This window comes from Bradyrhizobium manausense (genome assembly GCF_001440035.1).
GTDB classification, from domain to species: Bacteria; Pseudomonadota; Alphaproteobacteria; order Rhizobiales; family Xanthobacteraceae; genus Bradyrhizobium; species Bradyrhizobium manausense.
The window spans coordinates 245869-270098 of the sequence record NZ_LJYG01000026.1; the positions used below are offsets into that span (position 1 = coordinate 245869).

Here is a 24230-nt window from a genome sequence, read left to right on the forward strand (position 1 = left end):
CCCGCCTATGCCTGCGGCGTCCACGGCCTGCGCCCGACCTTGGGCCGCATCCCCGCCTTCAACCCGGCGCTGCCGGAGCGACCGATCGGTCCGCAGATCATGGCCGTCTCGGGCCCCTTGGCGCGCACTGTGAATGACCTCAGGATTTCCCTCGCGGCGATGTCGGCGCGCGACGTGCGCGATCCCTGGTACGTGCCCGTGCCATTGCAAGGTCCGGCGCGCGAGAAGCGCGCCGCGCTCTGCCTCAATCCGGATGGTCTTGCCACCACGCCTGAGGTCAAGGCCGCCGTGACCGACGCCGGCAAGCGCCTCGAGCGCGCCGGCTGGACCGTCGATGTGATCGAGAACACGCCGCCGATGCGCGAAGCGGTCGAGTGGCAAATCAAACTCTGGCTCGGCGATGCTTTCGAGGCACAGCTCGAGATGGCCGAACGCGAGGGCGATCCCGGCGCGCTGGCCTGCCTGCGCGGCGTCCGCGCCAGGGTCACGCCGATGGACCAGGCGACTTACGCCAAGGCGCTGACCCGAAGAGCCACGCTGACGCGCGAATGGATGCTGTTATTCGAAAAATATGCGGTGCTGCTGACGCCGGTCTCGGGCGAATTGCCGTTCCCGGATCATCTCGACCGCAAGGACGACGAGTCCTTCAAGCGGGTCTGGGAGGCGCAGCTGCCGCAGATCGCGATTCCCTTCATGGGCCTGCCGGGCCTCGTGGTCTCCACCGGCCTCGTCGGCAAGGCGCCGGTCGGCGTGCACATCGTCTCCGGCCGCTACCGCGAGGATCTCTGTCTGCTCGCCGGTGAAGCGATCGAGGCCGGCGGCGTGCCGGCCTCGCCGATCGATCCCGTGGGCTAGCGATGGCTGCGATCTACGACTTCAAGGCCAATTCGCTCGCGGGCGAAGAGGTGCCGATGAAACGCTTCGAAGGGCAGGTGCTCTTGATCGTCAACACCGCGAGCAAATGCGGCTTCACGCCGCAATATCGCGGTCTGGAGGATCTGCATCGCGATCTGTCGCCGCGCGGCTTCTCGGTGCTGGGCTTTCCCTGCAACCAGTTCGGCGGGCAGGAGCCGGGGCAGGGATCCGAAATCCAGGAATTCTGTTCGACCCATTACGACGTCACCTTTCCGCTGTTCGAGAAGATCGACGTCAACGGCGCCAACGCGCATCCCCTGTATGAGTACCTGAAACGGCAGCAATCCGGTCTGCTCGGTTCCTCCATCAAATGGAATTTCACCAAATTCCTGGTGGACCGTGCCGGCAAGGTGACCGCGCGCTATGCGCCGACCGCACGGCCGGAAGGGCTGCGGCAGCAAATCGAAACCCTGTTATGAGCGAGACACCCATGAGCGATGAATTTCCCGATCGACTGTCGGTCGACCCCAACAGCCCCTATTACAACGCCGAGATCCTCCAGCGCGACGTCGGCATCCGCTTCAAGGGCATCGAGAAGACCAATGTCGAGGAGTACTGCATCAGCGAAGGCTGGGTCCGCGTCACCGCCGGCAACGCCAAGGACCGCTACGGCAACCCGCTGACCATCAAGGTGCATGGCCCGGTCGAGCCGTATTTCCGGGATAAGAAGTAAGCGCCAGGCGCGCACTGCGCTCTCTCGTCGTCATTGCGAGGAGCGCTCTCTCCCCTCGTCATTGCGAGCGCAGCGAAGCAATCCAGAATCTTTCCGCACAAGCAGTCTGGATTGCTTCGTCGCTTCGCTCCTCGCAATGACGACAATAGCCACCGAAGGCCCCCCATGTCCGTCCGCATCGTCGACGTCCGCGAGATCACCAAGCCGATCTCCTCCCCGATCCGCAACGCCTATATCGACTTCACCAGGATGACGACGAGCCTGGTCGCCGTCGTCACCGATGTCGTGCGCGACGGCAGGCGCGTCGTCGGCTACGGCTTCAATTCCAACGGCCGTTACGGGCAGGGCGGGCTGATCCGCGAGCGTTTTGCCTCGCGCATTCTCGAAGCCGATCCGAAGTCGCTGCTCGATGCGGCCGGCGACAATCTCGACCCCGACAAGGTCTGGGGCGCGATGATGACCAATGAGAAACCAGGCGGCCATGGCGAGCGCTCGGTCGCGGTCGGCACCATCGACATGGCGGTGTGGGACGCGGTGGCGAAGATCGCGTGCAAGCCGCTGTTCCGCCTGCTCGCCGAACGTCACGGCGTCACCGCCGATCCGCGCGTGTTCGTTTACGCCGCCGGCGGCTATTACTATCCCGGCAAGGATCTCTCGATGCTGCGCGGTGAGATGCGCGGCTATCTCGACCGCGGCTACAACGTCGTGAAGATGAAGATCGGCGGTGCGCCGATTGAGGAAGACCGCACCCGCATCGAGGCGGTGCTGAAGGAGATCGGCAAGGACGCCCAGCTCGCCGTCGACGCTAACGGCCGCTTCAATCTCGAGACCGGCATCGCCTACGCCAAGATGCTGCGGGACTATCCGTTGTTCTGGTACGAGGAAGCAGGCGATCCCCTCGATTATGCGCTGCAGGCCGCGCTCGCCGAATTCTACCCGGGTGCGATGGCGACAGGCGAGAATCTCTTCAGCCACCAGGACGCCCGCAACCTCATCCGCTATGGCGGCATGCGCCCCGACCGCGACTGGCTGCAATTCGACTGCGCGCTGTCCTATGGCCTGTGCGAATACCAGCGCACGCTGGACGTGTTGAAGACCCACGGCTGGTCACCCAGCCGCTGCATCCCGCATGGCGGCCACCAGATGTCGCTCAACATCGCCGCCGGCCTCGGTCTCGGCGGCAACGAAAGCTATCCCGACCTGTTCCAGCCCTATGGCGGCTTCCCGGATGGTATCAGCGTCGAGAACGGCCACATCACCATGCCCGACCTTCCGGGCATCGGTTTCGAAGCCAAGTCCGATCTCTACAAGGAGATGAAGGCGCTGGCGGAGTAGGCCGTCTGCGTCCACACCCCTCCGTCATTGCGAGCGCAGCTCTCTCCACAGGTCATTGCGAGGAGCACTTGCGACGAAGCAATCCAGAGTCTCGAGGAAGATTCTGGATTGCTTCGCTGCGCTCGCAATGGCGAGCGAAGCAATCCAGAGTCTTTCCGCGGAGATGGTCCGGATTGCTTCGCTACGCTCGCAATGACGGCGGAGAGAACGCGCCCCTACGACAGCCGCATGTCCAGCAGCCGTCGCCCTTCGCCCTTCAGCAGCTTCTTCACCGCGCTCGATGCCACCACCTCGCCGTCATTGGCGTAGGCTTCGTGGTTCTTCTCGATGTCGTCGAGACGGTAGAGATAGTTGACCATCACGCCGGCGGATTCGCGCAGGCCCTTGGGCGAGAGGTCCCCGAGCCAGTTGATGCGCTCGAGCCGCGCGCCGTTGCCAAGGTGGAAGCGGGCGACGGAATCGATCAGGCGGCCTTTCGGCGTGCGTGCCTTCAGGAAGTAGTAGGCGGCAAGCGGCTCGATCACGGCGCGCAGCTGCGTGGTCGTCTCCGGATTCTCATACCATTTGGGATCGTCGAGGCGCTTGAGGATCTCGCGGTCCTCGTCCGGCAGCGGCAGATACTTGTCCTGCTTGATCCATGACATGAAGCCCGGCACCGGCGACAGCGTCACGAAAGTGTCGAGCTTTGGCAGCTCGCGGCGCAGTTCCTCGACCACCTGCTTGATCAGGAAGCTGCCGAAGGAGATGCCGCCAAGCCCGCGCTGGGTGTTGGAGATCGAATAGAACACGGCCGTGCGCGCCTTCTCGATTCCCAGATGCTGGCGATCGACCGCCAGCAGCGGCGCGATCGCGCCGGGAATCGTCTCGGTCAGGGCCACCTCGACGAAGATCAGGGGCTCGTCGACCATCGCGGGATGAAAGAAGGCGTAGCAGCGGCGGTCGACCGGATCGATGCGGCGGCGCAGATCGTCCCAATCAGAGATCTCGTGCACGGCTTCATAGCGGATGATCTTTTCGAGGATGTTGGCCGGGGTCGACCAGTCAATCCGGCGCAGCACGAGAAACCCCCTGTTGAACCAAGAAGAGAGCAGATGCGAGACGTCGCGGTCGAGCGCGGCGAGGTCGGTGTGTCCGTTCATCATGCCGAGCAGGTCGGCCCGCATGGCGACGAGATCGCCGGTGCCGCCGGGCGCGCGGTTGAGCCGGCGGATCAGCTCCTGCCGTCGCGGCTCCGAGGCGAAATGCAGCGCGCTGGCGTCCTCGTCATCAGGTCGGGTGCGCCACTTTTCGATCGCCTTGCTCAGGCGCTCCCGGTCCGGTCCGAAATCGCGCACCAACCCCTCGAAGAAGGCGCGTCGTCCCGCCGCGTCCAACTCCTGGTAGATGTCGAGCACCTCACGCGCCATCGCGGTGCCGGAGGCTTCGCCCCGGCCCGACAGCAGCGCGTTGCAAAGCGCGATCAGCCCGTCGGCGTCCTGCTTGGTGTCAGCGGAATCCCTCCGGCGCAGCAGCGTTCGGCCGCGCTCGGAAATTGTGGCGAGCAGGTCGGAGAAGAAGGCATTGGCCATCAGGGCTTTCGAATCCGGGTTTGTGCGATGCGCAAGCTTACACGGGATTTAGGCGGAAGCCGATCACAATCAAGCAGGGGAATGCGGCATCTTTAGTCGGGCCGTGCGTTCCGAGAATGCCGCTATCCCGGGCGAGGGGCAACTGCCTCAACACCGTCATTGCGAGCGCAGCGAAGCAATCCGGAATCTTTCCTCGGCGGCAGCCTGGATTGCTTCGTCGCAAGGGCTCCTCGCAATGACGGGGAGCGAGGCTCACACCTTCCCCGCAAACTCCGTCGGCGTCCGTCCCGTCACCTGGCGGAACGCCGCCGAGAACGCCGGCACGCTGGCGTAGCCGAGCTGGGTCGCGAGCTGCTTTATGGACACATTCGCATCCGTCGACAGTCTCTGGATCGCCGCCGCGATCCTCGCGCGCTGGCACCAGCTCTTGAAGCTGAGCTGCGTCTCCGCCGAGAACAGCCGCGACAGCGTGCGCGCGGAGGTGCCGACCTCGCGCGCCAGCGTGTCGATGTCGTGCAGGGCAGTGGGATCGTCGAGCACGATCATCGCCGCGCGGCGGCAGCGCACTTCCTGTGGCAGCGGCACGAAGGTCGCGGAATCCTCGGCCTGGTGCAATTCCAGCATCACGAGGCGCACCAGGAGCTCCGTTCGCTCTTCGGTGTTGCGGACGTCGAACAGCGCCAGGATCGCCTGGTTGAGCAGCGGCGACACCCGCACCACGAATTCCCGCGTCAATCCTTCATAGCGCTGTTCGCGCTTGAGCCAGGCGAGGTCGAAATACAGCGTGCGCATCTCGGTGTCGGCGAGCAGGTCGATGGCGTGCTCGAGCCCGGCCGGCACCCAGACCGCGCGGTCCGGAGGCACCAGCCAGCGTCCGCCGGGCGTATTCACCTGCATCGTGCCCTTCACCGCGTAGATCAGCTGCGCTTCGCGGTGCATGTGCAGATCGATCCGCATCCCCCTGGGATAGTCGCGCGCAACCAGGTGCACGCCCGCGGGCGAGCGATGGTTGCTCCGGACCTCCCGCAGGATTGGCGTTTCCAAGATTGGCGTTTCCAAAATTTGGCCTTTCCAAGACAGTCATTGGCAGCACCCCGTCATGGTCAAGACATATAACTCATTTCGGAGCAGGAGAGGATTCGGGACATGAACAGCCCCGTCAGGGTCATCAGTTTCGTCAATGCCGGCCATTTCATCGATCATTATTCGATGCTGATTTTCGCCGCCGCGGTGATCATCATGGGGCCGGCGCTCGGCATGGCCTATTCGGAACTGCTGCCTTACGCGACGCCGGGTTTCATCGCCTTCGGCGCCGGCTCGCTCTTGACCGGCTGGCTCGGGGACCGCTGGAGCCGCCGCCACATGATGCTGATCTTCTTCGTCGGCATCGGCGCCTCCATGATCTCGGTCGGCTTGGTGCAGACGCCCGCGCAGCTCGGCGCCGCGCTGCTCGCGATCGGCATCTTCGCCTCGATCTATCATCCTGTCGGCACCGCGATGATCGTGTCCTATGCCGACAGGCTCGGTCGCGAGATGGGCATCAACGGCGTCTGGGGCAATCTCGGCGTCGCCTCCTCCGCGCTGGTAACAGGCGTGATCGGCCAATATCTCGGCTGGCGTGCTGCCTTCATCATCCCCGGTATCGTCACCATCCTGATCGGCATCGCCTTCGCGATGCTGGTGGTGCATGAGGATCGCAAGGGATCGAAGCAGGCCGCAGCCCAGGCGCGCGTGGCCAAGCAGGACATGTGGCGCGTGGTGCTGTCGCTGCTGATCGTCGTGATCGCGATCTCCACCACCTTCAATGCCGTCACCGTCGCGCTGCCGAAGCTGTTCGCGGAGCGGCTCGCGGACCTGACAAAAAGTCCGGCGCTGCTCGGAATCATTGCCGCCTGCGTCTACGTGTTCGGCGCGATGACGCAGTACACGATCGGCCGGTTGCTCGATCGCTATTCGCTCAAGACGGTGGCCTTGCCGCTGTCCTTCATGCTGGCGCCGTTCCTGTATCTGGCCGCGAGCCTGAGCAATTTGCCGCTGATTGTGGTCTCGATCGGCATCGTCATGGGGGCCTTCGGCCAGGTCACGGTGAACGACGCCATGGTCGGAAAATACACCAGCGAGGAATGGCGCTCGCGCGCCTATGCGGTGCGCTACTTCATCGGCTTCACCGCGGCGGGCGCGTCAGTCGGCCTCGTCGCCTGGCTCTACGAGCAGGGCGGCTTCGTCACCATGCTGCACGCGTTTGCAGGCCTCTGCCTGCTCGCGATCGCCGCGGCGATCATCCTGCCGCGCGAGATCCGCACGCCCGCGGCGACGTGAGGCTACGCCACTTCCCGCACCATCTCCTGCGGCGCGGCCAGGAATGATCTGACGCAGGCCTGCGCCAGCAGGTCGGTGGGATCGAGCAGCGCCGCGCCGACATCGCTGTCGAGAGCCGCCAGCGCCAGCGGAATCTCCGTGCAGGCCATCGCGATGTGCGAACAGCCTCTGGCCGCGAGCGCCTCTGCTTCCCGGCCGAGGATGCCGGCCGCTTCCTCGTTAAGTCCTGCCTTGACGAGACGGATCGCGCGCATCACCTCGGCTTGCGCCGTCGCGGCGGGCACCACGCAGGCATAGCCGCGTTCGGCAAGACGCTGCTGGTAGATCCCGGCGTGCACCGTGCCGTCGGTCGCAAGCACGCCGAGGGTCGGGCTTGTCCGCCGCTGCGCCAGCGCCTCAGTGACGGCATCGACGATGTGGATGATCGGCACCGACGTCTCGGCCTGCAGCGCGCCGTACCAATGATGCGCCGTATTGCAGGGGATGGCGATGCGGGTCGCGCCTGACAGCTCGAGCCGGCGCAAGGCATTCAGCATGGCGGGAAAGGGATCGGCGCCGTGCCCGAGGATGGCGGCGGTGCGGTCGGGCACGTCGGTCGCCGAACACACCACCATCTGGATGTGGTCCTGATCGCAGGACGCGGGGGTGTTCCTGACGATCTTGCCCATGAAATCCACGGTCGCCATCGGCCCCATGCCGCCCAGAATGCCAAGCATCGAACTCTCCTTGTTGGAGCCACGATGCATGGCCGCTTCAGGCAAATCCAATGCGTGTTCAGAACGGCATATGCGGCTTCTACATAGTTTTGGGGGCGGCCGCCTGCGCCGCGTTCCAGACCTTCTCCACGATGGGCCGGGTCCGGCGTGCGCTGCGATAGAGCCGAACCTCCAGCGGGATCTCCGGTCCCACGATGGTGAGGGTGCCCTCATCGATCTCCCGGGTCACCAAGCTGCGCGGCAGCCACGCCAAGCCGTAGCCCTCCAGCGCCATGAATTTCAGCCCCTCGGCCATGGCATTCTCGTTGGTGTGACTGACATGCGCCGGCGGCGAGCCGGCCTGGGCCTGGGCGAAGGTGGCGACCCGTCCCAGGAACGAGTTCGCGGCGTAGCTGAGCAGGGGTAGCGAAGCGGTATCGTCTCCAGCGAGCGCCGTACTGCGGACGGCGACGAAACTGTCCATGCCGACGACGATATGCGGGTAGAGCTCCGGCTCCAGCAGGATCGGCACATTGCCATGATGGAAGGTGAGCAGGAAGTCGTAGCTGCCTTCGACCAGCGCCTGCAGGCAGCTGTGAAAATCATCGGGCAGCAAGCGGCTGCCGGACGGCCCGACCTCTTTCTCGATGGTCCGGAACCAGCGCGGAAAGAAGTGCAGCGACAGGGTGTGCAGAGCGGCGATGGAGACCACTTGCGTGCTCGGCCGCTTGCTCGCCTGAAGCGCGAGACGACTCGCATGGAGCATGCGAACGGTTTCTTCCGCGGTCTCCAGGAACTCACGCCCCTCGGCGGTCAGCGTCGTCGGGTAGCTGCTGCGGTCGACGAGGGACACGCCGAGCCAAAGCTCCAGCGCCTGGATCCTGCGGCTGAACGCGGATTGCGTCACGTGCCGCTCATCGGCCGCGCGCGAGAAGCTGCGCGTTCGCGCCAGGCTGAGAAAATCCTCCAGCCATTTCAATTCCATCGGGTCTGCTCCGGGCGAGGCTCGCCTTGCGAAGATGCCCTGATCCTGGCGGGAAATCTATGCAAAATCGGAATAGAGCTTGCCGGCATAACATTGGACGGCCCGCCGTCCGCAGGCGCATGCATGCGCCCCGTGGCGGGAAGCTCAGCGCGAGGTTCACTGTCGCGAAGAACATGCGGACCAAGCGCTCAAGGGAGGTCACAGGCAGATGACAGGGAATGCCGACAATTCACCCGCGCGATCCAACCGCCTGACCAATGCTCTCGTGGTCAGCCTGCTGCTCGGCATCCTGGCCGGCTACGCCTGTCATGAGCTGGCGCCGACGCCGGAGATGGCGAAGACCATCGCCGGCTATTTCTCGATCGCAACTGACGTGTTCCTGCGCATGATCAAGATGATCATCGCGCCGCTCGTCTTCGCCACCATCGTGTCAGGGATTACCAGCCTCGGCTCCGAAGGCGGGGCGGTCGGCCGCATTGCCGCCAGGTCCATGGGCTGGTTCGTCTCGGCCTCGCTCGTCTCGCTCGGCCTCGGCATGATCTTCGCGAACCTGTTCGCCCCGGGCCGCGGTCTGCAGCTGCCGCTTCCCAATGCCGATGCCGCCAACACCTTGCAGACGGCCGGATTCAATCTGAAGGACTTCATCACCCACGTCTTTCCGACCAGCATCGCCCAGGCGATGTCGACCAACGAAATCCTGCAGATCCTGGTCTTCGCCGTGTTCTTCGGGCTCGCCCTCAGCAGGCTGAGGACGAGCCACGCCAGGACTATCGCTGCCTCGATCGACGAGCTGGTCCACGTCATGCTGCAGATCACGAACTTCGTGATGAAGTTCGCCCCGCTTGGCGTGTTCGCGGCCATTGCAGCCGTCATCACCACGCAGGGCCTTGGCGTGCTCGTGACCTACGGCAAATTCATCGCGACCTTCTATTTCAGCCTTGCCGTGCTCTGGAGCGTCCTCGTTCTCGTTGGCCTCCTGGCGCTCGGCCGGCCGGTGCTTCATCTCATCGGCCTGTTGCGTCAGCCGATGCTGCTGGCCTTCTCGACCGCGAGCAGCGAGGCCGCGTACCCCAAGATGATCGAGCAATTGACCAAGTTCGGCGTCAGCGAGCGCATCTCGGGCTTCGTGCTGCCGCTGGGCTATTCGTTCAACCTCGACGGCTCGATGATGTACCAGGCCTTTGCGGCCCTGTTCATCGCCCAGGCCTACGGCATCGAGCTCAGCTTCACGCAACAGCTCGTCATGCTCTTGGTGATGATGGTCACCAGCAAGGGCATCGCCGGCGTGCCGCGCGCGGGGCTCGTGGTCGTCGCCGCGACGCTGCCGATGTTCAACCTGCCGGTGGGCGGCATGCTTCTTGTCATGGGCATCGACCAGTTCCTGGACATGGGCCGGACCATGACCAATGTCATCGGCAACGGCATTGCGACGGCGGCCGTGGCGACGTGGGAAGACGAGCGTGGTCTGATCGAAGAGCCATCCGTCGAGACCGCAACGCCGGCGGTTGCCGTAGCTGGTGCGGCGGGCGGATAGGAGGCCGGTCCGGCCCATTCGAAAACATGCTGCGCTTGATTCAAAGGCCCCGCCGGTAGCCGGGGCCTTTGTCTTTGCCGGACGCGTTTGCCGGGCTTCGATGCAAGACACGACTGGCCGATGCAAATTTCGCATAACCATTTGCAGAAGGCGCCGCGTTCGGCGCCGTCAGTGAAAGTCCTCGTCAAGCTTTCGATCGCAAGGTTCGGCCATGATTGCAACGACAAGGGATTTCGCATGAAGAAGATCAAGATCGCGTGGCGATTGGGCATGCTCACGCTCGGCAGCGTGCTCGCGATGATGGTGCTCGTTGGCGTGTCCCTGGTCCAGCTGCGCGATCAGATGGAGGCCGAGAGGACGCGGGCGCTGAACGCTTGATCAGAAGACGACGGCTTTCCAAATCCTGGCGCGATCTCGTTCTCAGCGGGAATCCGACGGGCGAGCAGCAATTGAGACGTTTGTCGCCGGTTGCTTCACAATGGCCCGCCTGTCTTTCACATAGGCAATGGGAACACCCAACCTTTCCACGCGGCCGATGATGGCGCCATCAAGGTCGCGATCGCAGTTCATGTGCGTCGGAGCGATGAAGAACTCCGATTCGTCCCATTCGGACCGGAAGTCCCAACGCAATTGCGGAAGCGTGACGGTGTGATCGAACGCCGGACGTTGCCCACATACCGCGACCGAATAGACCGCCGGCGATTTGATATTGTCGAGCGGTGCCGTTTCGCGGACGAATGCCTCGAGGATGCGGATCGCTTCCGGCATGCTGTTGAACCAGTAGTCCAGGTCATAGCGGCGGAAGGCTCCCGGAAGTCCTCCGACCACGGCGTTGTAGGATAGATTCTCGTAAGGATGAAGCCTTGCCAGCATGATCCCTTCGGACAGGAAAGCCGCGCACATTGTCGCAAGTGCCGCCGAGGCCAGGCGGCGGCTGCGCACGGCCATCGTATTGAGAACGTCGTTCAACCCCACGCCGGCCAGCATGGCCAGAGGAGGAAGCACAAAGAGAAAATGGCGCATGCCGCTGAACGCAGGGCCATGAATGAGGGCTTGGCATCCCAGGGGAAGCAGAACCATGGTCGAGAGCAATGCGAGGTCGCGGCACCGGACCAAGCCTCGCCTGAGGGGAGGCCAAAGCAGCGAAACCATCGCCAGCGCGACGCCCGCCTGTGTCATCAGCGGCAAGCGGATCAAGAGGTAGAAGGGAACATAGGCGCGCGGTACGTTGGCCATCTCGTACACGCGCCCGTCAAAAAGGGTGCGGATTGCATACTGAAATTCCGAGAAGGCAAACAGGCCACGGATGGGATTGAGGGGCGACAGGGCAGCCCACGGCCAGGCCAGGATCATCAGCAGATAGGCGACTGCGACCGCGGGACATGTCGCCAACAGGGAGTTGGCCGCAAAGGCCAGGCGCGCCCCGCGGCTTTCCGGCCAGGGCAGATAGATCAGGATTGCAGCTCCGAGATAGACGAACAGCAGCAAACCATAGCTGCGCTGCCCGAGCGCTGCCCCGGCAAGACAGCCGAAGACCACGACATCGAGGGCGCGGGGCGCCGGAAGTTGGCGCGCCAGGCGGAGAAGGAACAGCGTCGCTCCGGCCATGGCCGCCGCAAATGGAATGTCCTTGGTATGGTTGAACATGGCGCCGTACCAGGCGCCGCAGAGTGCAAGCGCGACCATCGCAATCAGGCCCGCGCGCGCTCCGGCGATCAATCGCGCGGCGGCGCCACTGGCAGCGATGCCGGCAAGGCCCGTAACGGCACAGAGGATGTGCCGCAATTCGTAGATGTCGATGGGGATAACCCGGCCGAGCGCGATGGCTATGACGTCGAACAGACCGCCGTAGAGATACAGGTTGTCGAAGCTGAAGAGATCGCGGACCCGCAGTCCGCTCTGATAGTAGGCAATGATCAATTCGCCGTAGCGATGCTGGACGCCCTCGTCATTTGAGATCGCGTAATCCTTCGCTGTGGAGAACACGAGGAATGCCAGGACTGCAAGAAAGGCCAAGGCCAGGAAATCGAAAGCCTTCGAAGGGATGATGCTGCGCGGAGCGCCCTCGACATCATGCTTTGCTGCGTGATGAACGGAAACCCGGCTCGCCGCCCTTTCTTCAACTCTCCAAAGTGCATTGTCGGATCTCACGTTCGGCCCGCTCGCTTGCAAAGCGAGCCGAGGCCGCTTCTCGGAGCCGGCAATTGGTGCGCTCTCTCCCGCTTCGTCCCTCATGACCGGTGGTCCTAGAGCTTATGGCCCCTATGCATGCCTCTCTCCTCCCCGAAAGAGCTCACGCGGGGCTCGGCTGAGTGCGAGCCACGGGCGTGGCCGCCGCTTGGACTGTCGTGTCCAGGCGCTCGTCGCTGCCGGCGTCCACGAAGAGATTTGGCACCCGCTGTGCACGATCCAGAAGCCAGGCGGCAGCGGTCATGATGACCATTCCACCGATGCTGAGCAGAATTTGCTCGATCACCTGGTGCTTCCACTGCACCAGCATCCAATGCACTCCGAACGACAGGAAGACGCCGAGGCAGAACAGCGGCAGCGAATGCCGGCCGCACAACACCAGCGGTCGCAGCCATTTCGACTTCAGTCCTTCCCAATCCTTGTTGAGATAACGCGAGACGATGACAGCCAGCGCGAGGAAGTGCGTGAACCGGAGCATGTCAAGGTCGGTCTTGTCGATCGGATAGATCAGCTTGATCATCCATTTGGGGATCAACGACTCCAGAAAGGCGCTGTGCCAGGACATCACGATCACCAGCGCGAAGGCGATCCAGCCGATCGCGACCGCGAAGACGATGCGCGACTGAATGATTTTGCTGATTTGGGCGACCGCGCCGCATCCGCACCAGGCACCGAAAAAGAACATCAATTGCCAGGCGAACGGATTGAAGTACCAGGTCGCGCCTTTCGGATAGGACGGCAGGTTCCAGTCGAAATAGCGAGCGAGCAGGTACAGCAGGATCGAACCTGCCAAGGTCAGATTAGGGCGTCGCACCAGGCACCACACCACGAACGGCGAAACCAGCACCAGGGAGATGTAAAGCGGCAGGACGTCCAGATCGACGGGTTTGTATTGCAGCGTGAGCGCCTTGCCGATCAACTCGTCGGGATGCGCGAGGAAGTTGGCGACGTTGAACTCGTCCTTGTACATGGGGTTGTCCCACTTCCTCGCTGCGCGGGCGATCTGTGCCGTGAAGGCAAGGAACAGCAGGAGGTGGGCAACGTACATCTGCCAGGCGCGCAGCCACAATCGCTTCAACGCCGGAAGGAACTGGCCCGCAGCCACGATGGGCACGTAGATGAATCCGAGGAGATAACCGGAGATGAAAACGAAGAACTCGGCTGCGTCGCTGAAGCCGTAATTGCGCAGCGTGAGCCAGGCCACGACGTCATCCGGAATGTGGTCGAGAAAGATCATCCAGAGCCCCAGGCCGCGCAAAAGGTCGAGCCTCAAATCCCGCTCTACGACAAACCGATCCTTGCTCTCTGTTCCCATGTCCGTCGGTCCCTTGAATAAGAGTGAATTGTTTTCAAGCTTCTTGCGTAATCAGCTTGGAAGTATCCGTCTTGGCGCGCTCGCGCCCGGACATCGCCCATTTGTACCAGGTGAATACCCTTGCCATGCCGTACAGGATCAGGATGCCGCCGGCGCCGACCACCACATGCAGCATGACACCCGCATCAAGCTCGGTGAGCAGCGCGTAGCCTGCGAATGACAGGGCGACGCCGAGCGCAAAAATCTGAAGAGAATATTGTCCGCAAAGAATGAGCGGGCGCGCCCAGGCCGATCGTAACCCCGGCCAGTCGCCCGGCACGAAGCGGAGCGCGACGGCAGCCAGCGCCAGGAAATGCGCAAACCTCAGGATGTCGAAATCGGTCTTGTTGATCGGATAGATCAGCCGCGCCACCCAGCCGGGGATCGCCCGCTCCAGTGACGGAAAATACCAGGTCATGGTCACAAAGAAGGCCGCGCAGAGATAGGCAACGGCCAGCCACAACACGGATCGGGAATTGAGGATCGGCGACAGTCGCTTGCCTCCTCCAAGCGCGCACCAGGCACCGAACACGAACAGCAGCTGCCATGCATAGGGATTGAACGACCAGAAGCCGTCCGGATAGGTCGACAAATGCAGGTCGTATCGAAGCATGAGCACATAGAGTCCGGCGGACAGGGCGAGCGGCAGATCCCTGTGCAATTTGGCGAGCAGCAGCACCAACGGCAGAAAAGCCATCAGAACGACATAGAGCGGCAGGACATCCATGTTCAGGGGACGGAATCGCAACAGCAGCGCCTGGATCATTTCGGAACCGGGTTGCTTGAAGAATTCTCCGACCTCCATCTCCTGGATGTAGAACGCCGGCTTCTCGGAAACCGTCGTGACCAAAGCGATTTCGGCCATCAGCACCAGGAAGAGCAGAAGATGCGCGGTATAGATTTGCCAGACCCGCCGCAGCACGCGCGCTGTCCCGATCACGAAGCCAGCCTCGAAGGTTGCGCGACCGTAGACCAGAGCTGCGGTGAAGCCGGAAATGAAGATGAACACTTCGGCTGCGTCGCTGAACCCGTAGTTGCGTATCGTGACCCAGGTCAGGACGTCGGGTGAAACGTGATCGATATAAATGAGCCAGAGGGCCAGGCCGCGGAAGAAGTCGAGCCGCAGTTCTCGCTCGCCTTTGGCGACGGCAAAGCTGGGTGTTGCGAGGGGCGGCGAAGACGCCGGCGCAACACCATGCCGTTTTGATTTGGGGTAGGCTCTGGCGAACCAGGCGGCGAGCCAGATCAATCGGCGGTACTGAGGGCGACCAGTCACCCCACTCCCGGCCCGCGCTCTATGGATACCCAGAATCGGCGAACGCCCCATTGGTCCCCCTCCCTGTTCCCAGGAGTTTAACCTCCGCTCCGGAACAAGAACATCGAAAATGCGATGCCTGCATGTGCATACCTCACACAACGAATGCCGTGCGTGAGGGCTGCATAATCGGTACGGGGTGACCGATCCAATGCCTTGGCCCTATGGCTTCGTTAGCCGGTCGGCATTGGAAGTGACCGAGAAGGACTCTCCGTCACTGCGAGGAGTTCGCGACAAAATTGCGTAGCAATTTTGCGCTGATGCGAGCGCACATCCCGATGATGCCATTATGCCGGTGTTTTGCCCGACGGCGCAAGCAATTTTCGGTAAAATCGAATAACTCGAGCCTTTTCAACCCCATGTCTACTGTGCATGGGGTTGTTTTAAGATTTCGCCTCCGCGACCGGCTTTGCCTTCGGCGCCTTGCGCTGCTCCAGCCAGTTCTCGAACCGTTGCACCACCACGAAGAAGGCCGGCACGAACAGCACCGCGAGGCAGGTCGAGGCCAGCATGCCCGAGAACACGGTGATGCCGATCGACTTGCGCGCGCTGGCGCCGGCGCCGGTCGCGAGCACCAGCGGTACCACGCCGAGGATGAAGGCGAACGAGGTCATCAGGATCGGGCGGAAGCGGGCGCGCGCCGCCTCGATCGCGGATTCGATGATCGGCTTGCCGTCGCGCCCGTGCAACTCGAGCCCGACCTCGACGATCAGGATCGCGTTCTTGGCCGACAGCGCGATCAGGAGGATCAGGCCGATCTGGCAATAGAGGTTGTTGTCGATGCCGACCCCCCTCAGCACCAGCATCGGCCCGAGCAGCGACAGCGGCACCGCGAGGATCACCGAGATCGGCGCGTACCAGCTCTCATACTGGCCGGCGAGCACGAGATAGACCAGCAGCATGGCGAGGCCGAACACCCAGTAGATCTGGTTGGAGACCGCCTTCTCCTGGTAGGACATCGCGGTCCATTCGAAACCGGTACCCGGCGGCAGCGTCTTGTCGGCGATCTCCTCCATCAGCTGCAGCGCCTGGCCGGATGAATAGCCCTGCGCCGGCAGGCCGACGATGGTGGAGGACGGGTAGAGATTGTAGAGGCTGATCAGCGACGGTCCGGTCACAGGCGTGATGGTGGCGATCGTGCCGATCGGGATCATGTCGCCGTTCTGGTTGCGCACCTGCATGTTGGCGATGTCGCGCTCGGTGACGCGGAATGCGGGATCGGCCTGCGTGTAGACCTGGAACACGCGGCCGAACTTGTTGAACTGGTTGACATAGGACGAGCCGAGATAGGTCGACAGCGCCGAGAACACGGCGTCGGTCGTCACGTGCAGCGTCTGGGTCTTGACGCGGTCGATCTCGACATTGAATTGCGGCACCGCCGAGCGGAACGAGGACGAGACGCGCTGCAGCGCGCTCTGGCTCTGGGCGTTGGAGACCATGGCGCCGGTGATGGCCTGCAGCTTGGCGAAATCGCTGTTGCCGTCGCGCAGCTCGACCTGCATCGAGAAGCCGGCCGCATTGCCGATGCCCTGGATCGGCGGCGGCGGCAGCACCAGCGTGCGCGCCTCCATGATGGTCGAGACCCGGTCGTTGAGGCCGTAGACCAGCGAGCGCAGATCCTCGCCTTTGCCGCGCGCGGACCAGTCCTTCAGGATGATGTAGGCAACGCCGGCATTGGCAAGGCTCGCGCTGTTGTCGAGCGCGGAGATGCCGGCGATGGTGATGACCTGCTGGACGCCGGGCGTGTCCTTGATGATGTCGGCGGCGCGGTCGAGCACCTTCTGGGTTCGCTCCAGCGAGGCGCCGTCGGGCAGCTGCACGGCCGCGATCAAATAGCCCTGGTCCTCGATCGGCAGGAAGCCGGTCGGCACCCGTGACAGGCCGTAGCCGCTGAGCCCGATCACGAGGAGCGCGCATGCGACCGAGGCGCTCGCGTGCTTCACCAGAAACGTGATCAGCCGCGTGTAGCCCCGCTCGACCCTGTCATAGACGGCGTTGAAGCCGCGGTAGAAGAAATTGCGCTGCTCCGGCGGCACCGCCGGCCGCAGCCACAGCGCGCATTGCGTCGGCTTCAGGGTTGCCGCGTTGATGGCGGACAGCAGCGCGGTCGCCGCGATCACCAGCGCGAATTGCGAATAGATGCGGCCGGTGAGGCCGGCGAGGAACGAGGCGGGCAGGAACACCGAGATCAGCACCAGGGTGATGCCGACGATCGGCGCGAACAGCTGGTCCATCGCCCTGATCGCGGCGTCGTGCCCGTTCATGCCCTGCTCGATATTGTGCGCAGCGCCTTCCACCACGACGATGGCGTCGTCGACGACGATGCCGATCGCGAGCACGATCGCAAACAGCGTCGACATGTTGATGGTGAAGCCGAGCGCCGCCATCGCGGCGAAGGCGCCGATGATGGTGACAGGCACCGTGGTCGCCGGCACCAGCATCGCGCGCCAGTCCTGCAGGAACACCAGGATCACGACCAGCACGAGCAGGCCGGCCTCGATCAGGGTCATGTAGACCTCGTGCACCGAGGCGTTGACGAATTTCGTGGTGTCGAACGGCGTGTCGTACTTGATGCCTTCCGGAAAGCGCTTGGCGAGCTCGACCATCTTCTTCTCGACGGCCTGCTCGACCTGAAGCGCGTTGGCGCCGGGCGACTGGAACACGCCGATGCCGGTCGCGGGCTGCTTGTTGAGGGAGAAGATCTGGCTGTAGGTCTGCGCGCCGAGCTCGACCCAGCCGACGTCGCGCACGCGCGTGACGTCGCCGCTGGTCCCGGTCTTGACGATGATGTTCTCGAACTGGCTGGTGTCTTCGAGCCGGCCGTTGACATTGAGCGTGTACTGGAACGCCTGTCCCGGCGGCGTCGGCGGCGCGCCGACCTGTCCGGCCGAGACCTGCTGGCTCTGCTGCTGGATCGCCTGGATGACGTCCTGCGGCACCAGTCCACGCGCCTGCAGCTTGTTCGGATCGAGCCAGATGCGCATCGAATACTGGCCGGCGCCGAACACCGTGACGTTGCCGACGCCGGGCAGGCGGGACAGCTCGTCGCGGATATTGATGGTGGCGTAGTTGCTCAGGAAAAGACTGTCGAACCGCGAGTCCGGCGAGGTCAGCGTCACGAACAAGAGGATCGAGGTCGATTTCTTCTGAACGGTAACGCCCTGGTTCTGCACCGATTGCGGCAGCTGCGATAGCGCGCTGGAAACGCGGTTCTGCACCAGCACCTGCGCGAAATTCAGATCCGTTCCGATCTTGAAGGTCACCGTCAGGGTGTAGGTGCCGTCGGAGCCGCTGTAGGACTGCATGTAGAGCATGTCCTCGACGCCATTGACCTGCTGCTCGATCGGCAGCGCGACGGTGTCGATCACGGTCTTGGCGCTGGCGCCGGGATAGCGCGTCGTCACCTGCACCGTCGGCGGCACCACGTCGGGATATTGCGCGATCGCGAGGTTGAACAGCGCCACGCCGCCGATCAGGATCATCAGCAGCGCAATGACGTTCGAGAGGACCGGCCGCTCGATGAAGAACTTTGAGATCATGGCTGGCGGCCCCTCACTTGGCAGACGCCTGCGGCTGCTCGATCTTGGTCAGCTGCGGATCGATCTTCTGGCCCGGGATCACGCGCAGCAGGCCCGAAATGACCACGCGGTCGTCAGGCTGCAGGCCGCTCTCGATCACGCGCAGGCCATTGTCGGTTGGGCCGATCTGCACCTTGCGCTGTTCGACGACGTTGTCCTTGTTGGCCACCAGCAGATAGCGCCCGCCCTGGTCGCTGCCGAGCGCCGTATCAGGAACGAGCAGGGCGTCCTTGTCCTGGTCGAAGGGCACGCGGACCCGGACGAAATAGCCCGGGAGCAGCACCCGCTTGTCGTTGGGGATGACGCCGCGCACGGCGAGCGTGCCGGTTGATGTATTGAGGGTCGGCGAGACGTAGTCGAGGTGGCCTTCATGCGGATAGCCGGTCTCGGTTTGGAGGCCCACCTGGACCGGCAACTGTCTGAGCTCGGCCACCGTCAGTCCGCGGCGTTGCGCCTCGGCCCGGATGCGCAGCACGTCCTGCTCGTTGACGGTGAAGTTGACCCAGATCGGATCCATGGCAACAATGGTCGCAAGCTGCGTCGGGGAGGAGGCGCCGACCAGCTCGCCGACCGAGACCAAATGCGCGCTGACGATGCCGTCGAACGGCGCGCTCACTTTGGTGTAGCTGTAGTTGAGCTCCGCGATCCTGGTGTTGGCCTGGGCCTGCTGGAGATTGGCCTGGGCGTTGTCGCGGGTCGATGTCGACGTGTCCAGCGTCGACTGCGAGACCGCCTGCCGCTGCACCAGCTCCGCCTGTCGTTTGAAATCAGCTTCCGCCTGCCTGAGCGAGGCCTGCGCGCCGGCCTCGGCGGCCTGCGCCTGCTCGAGCTTCAGCTTGTAGGTCTCGGGCTCGATCGTGAACAGCTGGGTGCCCTGCTTGACGAAGGTGCCGTCGGTGTAGTCGATCGTTTGCAGAAAACCCTGCACGCGCGCGACGAGATCGACGCTTTTGATCGGCGCGGTGTTGCCGGTAGCCTCGACATAGCGCGTGACCGGGCGCTGTATGGGTGTGGCGACATCGACCTTCGCCGGCGGCGGCGCCACGTAGGCGTTCTTGTCCTCGCAGCCGGCGAGCGCAACCACGGCCATTGTCGCGGTCAGCGTCAGACAGAGATGTCTCCACGGTCCGGTGAGTCGAGCGGGATTCGCGCAAGTCATTCGGTGGCCCCTGATGATCGTCTGTCGGTGCGGCAGGCTAGCAACAAATCTCCGTTCGTGGAACACCATAGCCATGGTGTAGTCCGCTGTGGCGGCACCCACAACGATCGAAAACGCTGACCGACGGCGACAAGGTGGAGAACGAACGCTCTCTCCGATGAAGTGCCCTATAGTCCCGGTGATCTCGCCGCCCAAGCCTTGGTGGCCTGGCAGCTTTCCATCGCTCGGGCGTAGGCAGGGCGTGCCGTCGTGCGCACGAGATAGTCCCGCTCGGTCGGACCGGGGACGTAGTTGCCGGTTCGCAGGCCGAGCAGGAGGGCGTAGCTCACCGAGATATCGGCGGCAGTGAATCGGTCGCCGACGAGATAGGGACAATCCGCGAGGCGACGGATGACCAGCCCAAGCCGGCTCTCGAAGGTCTCGGCTGCCCAGCGGGTCACCCGCGCGCCTCGCTCGGCTTCCGGCGCCAGCTGGCGACCGACAAGGACTGTATTCATCGGCCCGGCGAGCCCGGCCTCGCCCAAGTGGAGAAATTGCAGATAGGGAGCGAAGGCAGGATCATCGGGGGCGACGGCAAGCGAATTCGGGCCGTGGCGGGCGAGCAGGTACTCAAGAATCGCGATCGACTCGACCATGATCGTGTCGCCGTCCTGCAGCACCGGAATGAAGCCGGCGGGGTTGACCGCAAGGAAATCTCGATCTTTCCCGGCTGCGAGCAGATCGACCGGGCGCAGCCGATAAGCCAATCCGAGTTCCTCAAGCAGCCAGACAACACGGAAGCCGCGGCCTTCGCCATAGACGGTGAGCATAGTTGAACATTCCTGGATTGGACTGGATAAACTGACTCGCAGACGATCTAGCGCGGTCTGATCTCCGCATATTTCACCATCGTCTTGTCGAACTTCCGCTTGAACAGCCACATCGCGCCCAAAATCTCACGGAAGCTCGCCGAGCTTCGCGCCCGGTCGAGCTTGCCGAAGGCGAAGATGCTGTTGTTGCGCAAGTGCTTCATGATGGTGGGATTGGACACCCTGGTGTTCAGCAGATCGCCGGACCTCAGCGCGGCTCGCGTCGGCGTCGGGATGATCTGGATCAGCTCGAACAGCTTCATCTGCTCGATCGGATCGGGCAGCGTCTTCACGATCCCGGGGATTTCGGCAAACAGCTCCGCATGCGCGTTCATGAGGCCGTCGCGGACGTTGGTCCAGTGATTGAAACGGCGGTCGGTGCCGCGGGACCGCGCCTCTTCCTTGTCGTCGCGCGCGTTCAACGCTGGATCGATGGCCGCGATCGTGCCCTTGATCGCCTCCCATTTGCGCTGGCCGTTGCGGTCTTCGGAGGGGCCGGTCTGCAGGCTGCCCATATAGGTATTCGAGCGTGCGTTGCGGACGTTCTGCTTGCCGTTCGTCTCGGCGTAGAAGAGACCGAGGCTGATGCGGCCCGCGGCCTCGGCGTCAGCAGGCGCAAGCCCTTTGGCGCGCGCGATCGCGGTGCCAAGATCGACGACGTCCTTGAACGGTGTCGGCGAATTCTGAGCGCTCGCGGGCGGCGCCTCCATGATCTCGAAGATATCGGCATATTCGTCGACCAGCGGCTCGATCGCGGCGTCGAAATAGGCCGGAGGGATCCCGAACTTGTTCGGCTGGCCGATCCGCGACGGCATGGCATCGGTCAGATCCTTGTAGGTGCTGATGACAGCGACGCGGGCGAGATAGAGCGCCTGGCCCGGCAGGTTCGGCAGCGGCTGCTTGGTCTCGATCTGGCGGCGCCGCTCGGCAAGGATCGACTTGAACTCACCGAGCGCGTGCTCGTAAGCGGCTGATGCCTCCGACTGCGCCGGCGTCGGTGCGCCTTGGCCCGAAGCGGGCGTTATGAGGAACAGGGCCACCGCCGCAACGGCGGCATAACATCGTATTGGCATCGCGAGGTTCCCGGGCCTGCCGATTCGGCATCCGTGGAGATCGTAAGCCCCAAGGATGCGGGTTGGCGAGGGGTGGCCGGGAGGAGGGATGGGCCCACTTTTCACCGCACAACTTTACGATTCGGTAGCGCCCGACCTGCACAATGTACCGCAATGTCCCGGGGGCTAGGCGAGGCCTTTTACGCGAAGTTTATCATCTTCGCTAACCAAGCGCTGGTCCCGGCGAGTGTTTCGTCTCATGCCCCTTTTGACTCTCGTCAATCATTTTTCCGCGAACCGTCGAGAAGGCTTGGCAATGCCGGATTTTGGAATGGTACAGCGCCTTGGCCGGCTCCTGTCGCGATGGCAGCGCGACTCCCGTGCGAACGTCGCCGCCATCTTTGCAATCGCGCTCGTGCCGCTCATTGCGTCGATCGGATGTGCCATCGACTACAGCATGGCGACGCGGATCAAGGCGAAGCTGCAAAGTTCCGCGGATGCGGCGAGCGTGGCCTCGATCTCGGTCAACTCGGCCGGCTACAACGCCGCGATGGCGATGACGTCGAACGGATCGGTTGCCGCCGGCGTTACGGAAGCGAACAACATCTTCACCGGAAACGTTACCGGGTTCGCCAACAGCTACACCAATCTGGGTGTGACGAGCACCGTCACCAAATCGGGATCGAGATTGTCGGCGTCCGTGCAATTCAGCGCAGACGTCCCCGTCACCTTCATGCAGCTTCTCGGCTACCACAAGCTGACCGTGACCGGCAGTTCGTCGTCGTCCACTACGCTGCCGCTGTATCTCGACTTCTATCTGACGCTGGACGTCTCGGGCTCGATGGGCCTTCCCTCGACCACCGCGGAAGCCCAGCGCATGCAGTCGATCAATCCCGACAACTACCGGCAATATCCGACGGGCTGCACGTTGGCCTGCCATTTCTCGCCGCAGAACAGCGCCTGCACGGATTCCGGCACGCAAGGCTATCCCACCAACAATTATTGCCTCGGCTACGCGATCTCGCGCGTCAGCCAGAGCGGGTACAGGGGCCTGCTCAGCCCCAAGGCCACCAATCCCATGGGCGTTCAGCTGCCTTCCTCGATCGTCTCCGGACTGCCGAATTCGCTCTACTCAAATCTCGCGACGGTGGCGAACTGCCCGACCGACGGGACCGATTCCTGCATCCAGCTGCGGCTTGACGCCGTCGGCTATGCGGTGAACCAGCTGTTCGTCACGGCGAACAATACGGCGAGGGTGACGAACCAGTTCCGCATCGGCCTCTATCCTTTCATTCGCTATCTGTACTCGTATTTCCCGTTGACCAGCAGCATCAACGGTTCGACGACCAATCCGTCGACGATCAACTATGCGGCGGCCAATCTGGCGACGCTGCTCGATACCAACATGAATGCGAGCCTCGGCTCGGGCGGCACGCATATCGACACGGCATTGTCGAGCGTGAACACGCTGATCACGAGTGTGGGCGACGGCAGCGCGTGGAACAACACGCTGCCCTATGTCTTCCTCGTCACCGATGGCGCGCAGGATCCGCAGGTCAAGGGCGTTCCCAACGGGTCCTGGTCGGGCAGCAACCATGCCACCACGATAAACCCGGCCACATCGTGCACGCCGCTGAAGAACCGCGGCATCATCATCTCCGTGCTGTATATCCCCTATCAGAAGATCAATCCGGTCAACGCGTCCTTCGCCGGCGACGAGGACGATTACGCCAACTGGAACATCCCGAACATTCCGGCCAGCCTGCAGAACTGTGCCTCTCCGGGCTTCTTCTACACCGCGAACACACCTGCCGACATCACGGCGGCGCTGAACGCGATGTTCAATCATGCGGTCCAGGAGGCCCGCATCACCAACTAATCCGCTGCCTGATAGGCTGGCGCTGACGTCAGGAATTTTGCATAGGCATCGGCGTCGGGCGGCAGGAAATGTCCTTTGAGCCCGCCGCGCTTGTGGGTCTTTGCGCCGATGTCGGCCATCAGCTCGTCGAAATGCCGGTAGTGATAAGGTGCGACACACAGGCCGCCATAGACGCCGGCGGCCGGTCGCTCCACCCGCTTGAAGTGCAGCATCATCTCGATGTTGTCGCGCATCTGTCGCTCCGTCGGCTGGTTCGCGAGCTGTCCATCGGCATAGCGCACCAGCCAGTTGGCGGCGAGATCGGCGCAGAGCACGGTGCAGAAGGACGAGTTGAAGCCGACGAAGCCGAGGTCGGGCAGGTCGGGGTTGGCGATCAGGCGGTAGAGCCGGTACTGCCCGTCCGCATCGACCAGCCTTTGCTGATAGGCCTCGGGAAGGAAGGGCACGCCGAGCTTGTAACCGATCGCGAGAACCGCGACGTCTGCACCGATGCGCTCGCCGCCGCTCATCACGATGCTGTCGCGTTCATAATGATCGAACGTGCCGAACACCGCCTTGATGCGGCCGTCGGCGACCATCGGGTAGAAGCCGGGCGTCGCGATCGGCACTGAGCAGTTGACGCCATCCTCGATCCGCTCTTTCGGCACCATCTTGCACTTGCCAAGCTTGAGCTGCGCTTTCAACAGGCTCTCGAGGCCGCGCCAGTTTGCCCAGATCAGGGGCGCAGCGAGACGGTACGCGAGCCGTGACATCGCACCGAGGCCCCAGCCCGGAAACATCTCCTCCTGCGCGCGGATATAGAGGATGCGCTTGAAGTTCACGAGCCCGCCG

The 24230-nt window shown here is 63.3% G+C and carries 20 protein-coding genes; 8 read left to right on the top strand and 12 right to left on the bottom strand.

What is annotated here, in order from left to right:
- From AOQ71_RS47260 to tarD, 4 genes are all read left to right on the top strand, one after another.
- Window positions 1-855 (top strand): amidase family protein (locus AOQ71_RS47260; RefSeq protein ID WP_245316735.1); only part of this gene is annotated, 855 nt, incomplete at its 5' end.
- A gap of 2 nt (window positions 856-857) precedes the next feature.
- Entirely contained in the window at window positions 858-1334 is a 477-nt protein-coding gene (locus AOQ71_RS06080; protein WP_057743091.1) for a glutathione peroxidase, read from the top strand.
- On the top strand, window positions 1331-1588 hold the full coding sequence (locus tag AOQ71_RS06085; protein ID WP_083513977.1) for a DUF3297 family protein: 258 nt from the start codon (window positions 1331-1333) through the stop codon (window positions 1586-1588). The genes AOQ71_RS06080 and AOQ71_RS06085 overlap by 4 nt, the downstream gene beginning before the upstream one ends.
- Before the next feature lie 165 nt (window positions 1589-1753).
- Complete coding sequence (tarD, locus tag AOQ71_RS06090) at window positions 1754-2923, top strand: D(-)-tartrate dehydratase (RefSeq protein ID WP_057743096.1); 1170 nt, start codon at window positions 1754-1756, stop codon at window positions 2921-2923.
- Window positions 2924-3138: 215 nt separating this feature from the next.
- Here the strand turns inward: tarD and AOQ71_RS06095 are convergent, their stop codons facing one another.
- Window positions 3139-4491: a malonyl-CoA decarboxylase gene (locus tag AOQ71_RS06095; protein WP_057743098.1), complete on the bottom strand. Its 1353-nt coding sequence runs from the start codon at window positions 4489-4491 to the stop codon at window positions 3139-3141.
- 252 nt (window positions 4492-4743) lie between these two features.
- Window positions 4744-5535 (bottom strand): AraC family transcriptional regulator, encoded by a 792-nt coding sequence (locus AOQ71_RS06100; protein ID WP_430648606.1) that lies wholly within the window; start codon window positions 5533-5535, stop codon window positions 4744-4746.
- 102 nt (window positions 5536-5637) lie between these two features.
- Between AOQ71_RS06100 and AOQ71_RS06105 the strand changes: the two genes are divergently transcribed.
- Window positions 5638-6810, top strand: a complete 1173-nt coding sequence (locus tag AOQ71_RS06105) for an MFS transporter (protein ID WP_057743101.1) — start codon at window positions 5638-5640, stop codon at window positions 6808-6810.
- Window positions 6811-6812: 2 nt separating this feature from the next.
- Here AOQ71_RS06105 and cuyB read toward each other — a convergent pair whose 3' ends face one another.
- Together cuyB and AOQ71_RS06115 are read right to left on the bottom strand one after the other, a co-directional pair.
- On the bottom strand, window positions 6813-7526 hold the full coding sequence (cuyB, locus tag AOQ71_RS06110; protein WP_057743205.1) for a cysteate racemase: 714 nt from the start codon (window positions 7524-7526) through the stop codon (window positions 6813-6815).
- Between the two features lie 79 nt (window positions 7527-7605).
- On the bottom strand, window positions 7606-8490 hold the full coding sequence (locus tag AOQ71_RS06115; protein WP_057743103.1) for a LysR family transcriptional regulator: 885 nt from the start codon (window positions 8488-8490) through the stop codon (window positions 7606-7608).
- A 208-nt stretch (window positions 8491-8698) separates the two neighbouring features.
- On the opposite strand from AOQ71_RS06115, the gene AOQ71_RS06120 reads away from it, so the two are divergent.
- Window positions 8699-10024 carry a dicarboxylate/amino acid:cation symporter gene (locus AOQ71_RS06120; protein WP_057743105.1) on the top strand — a complete coding sequence of 442 codons (1326 nt, stop codon included), beginning with the start codon at window positions 8699-8701 and terminating at the stop codon, window positions 10022-10024.
- A 237-nt stretch (window positions 10025-10261) separates the two neighbouring features.
- Complete coding sequence (locus AOQ71_RS44840) at window positions 10262-10402, top strand: hypothetical protein (RefSeq protein ID WP_157083393.1); 141 nt, start codon at window positions 10262-10264, stop codon at window positions 10400-10402.
- 42 nt (window positions 10403-10444) lie between these two features.
- On the opposite strand, the gene AOQ71_RS06130 is transcribed toward AOQ71_RS44840, so the two are convergent.
- From AOQ71_RS06130 to AOQ71_RS06160, 7 genes are all read right to left on the bottom strand, one after another.
- Complete coding sequence (locus AOQ71_RS06130) at window positions 10445-12259, bottom strand: glycosyltransferase family protein (protein WP_157083394.1); 1815 nt, start codon at window positions 12257-12259, stop codon at window positions 10445-10447.
- A 58-nt stretch (window positions 12260-12317) separates the two neighbouring features.
- Window positions 12318-13529 carry an OpgC domain-containing protein gene (locus AOQ71_RS06135; protein ID WP_057743111.1) on the bottom strand — a complete coding sequence of 404 codons (1212 nt, stop codon included), beginning with the start codon at window positions 13527-13529 and terminating at the stop codon, window positions 12318-12320.
- A 34-nt stretch (window positions 13530-13563) separates the two neighbouring features.
- Window positions 13564-14814, bottom strand: a complete 1251-nt coding sequence (locus AOQ71_RS06140; protein ID WP_430648609.1) for an OpgC domain-containing protein — start codon at window positions 14812-14814, stop codon at window positions 13564-13566.
- A 452-nt stretch (window positions 14815-15266) separates the two neighbouring features.
- On the bottom strand, window positions 15267-18422 hold the full coding sequence (locus tag AOQ71_RS06145; protein WP_057743115.1) for an efflux RND transporter permease subunit: 3156 nt from the start codon (window positions 18420-18422) through the stop codon (window positions 15267-15269).
- Window positions 18423-18435: 13 nt separating this feature from the next.
- Window positions 18436-19620 (bottom strand): efflux RND transporter periplasmic adaptor subunit, encoded by a 1185-nt coding sequence (locus AOQ71_RS06150; protein ID WP_057743117.1) that lies wholly within the window; start codon window positions 19618-19620, stop codon window positions 18436-18438.
- A 167-nt stretch (window positions 19621-19787) separates the two neighbouring features.
- On the bottom strand, window positions 19788-20429 hold the full coding sequence (locus AOQ71_RS06155) for a glutathione S-transferase family protein (RefSeq protein ID WP_057743119.1): 642 nt from the start codon (window positions 20427-20429) through the stop codon (window positions 19788-19790).
- Between the two features lie 47 nt (window positions 20430-20476).
- The gene (locus tag AOQ71_RS06160) at window positions 20477-21541 is read right to left on the bottom strand and encodes a hypothetical protein (protein ID WP_057743121.1); all 1065 of its coding nucleotides are present in this window, start codon (window positions 21539-21541) and stop codon (window positions 20477-20479) included.
- Window positions 21542-21851: 310 nt separating this feature from the next.
- Between AOQ71_RS06160 and AOQ71_RS06165 the strand changes: the two genes are divergently transcribed.
- Window positions 21852-23399, top strand: a complete 1548-nt coding sequence (locus AOQ71_RS06165) for a TadE/TadG family type IV pilus assembly protein (protein ID WP_245316737.1) — start codon at window positions 21852-21854, stop codon at window positions 23397-23399.
- On the opposite strand, the gene AOQ71_RS47265 is transcribed toward AOQ71_RS06165, so the two are convergent.
- On the bottom strand, window positions 23396-24230 hold an 835-nt coding region (locus AOQ71_RS47265), incomplete at its 5' end, for an NAD(P)/FAD-dependent oxidoreductase (RefSeq protein WP_488226143.1). The genes AOQ71_RS06165 and AOQ71_RS47265 overlap by 4 nt on opposite strands.